Consider the following 312-nt stretch of genomic DNA (forward strand, 5'->3'; position numbering starts at 1 on the left):
GCCCCACACCCCCACCCCGCTCTCCCCGCTGCAGACCGCCTACGACAGCGCCGAGTTGAGCACCCCGGCGTTCGACCTCCGGTACGCCTCGGGCTTCTGGGACGCCGAGCGCAACGTGGCCGTCGCCCGGGTGCGGGCCGCTGACGGCAGCACCCGGCTGGTCCGCGCGTCGAGCGGTGACGCGGGCCACGCCGAGCAGCGGGTCATGGACCAGCTGGCCGCGGACGACAAGGTCCTCGCCCTCTTCACCGACCGGGCCCCCTGCCCGGACATGTGCGGCCCGATGCTGGCGACGGACGCGCGGGCCAAGGG

At 75.6% G+C, this 312-nt stretch carries 1 protein-coding gene; it reads left to right on the forward strand.

The window, feature by feature from the left end:
* The coding region (locus ABD323_RS42155; protein ID WP_344447357.1) for a nucleic acid/nucleotide deaminase domain-containing protein at positions 1 to 312 on the forward strand (312 nt) is incomplete at both ends.

This window comes from Kitasatospora nipponensis, assembly GCF_039528135.1.
Lineage (GTDB): Bacteria > Actinomycetota > Actinomycetes > Streptomycetales > Streptomycetaceae > Kitasatospora > Kitasatospora nipponensis.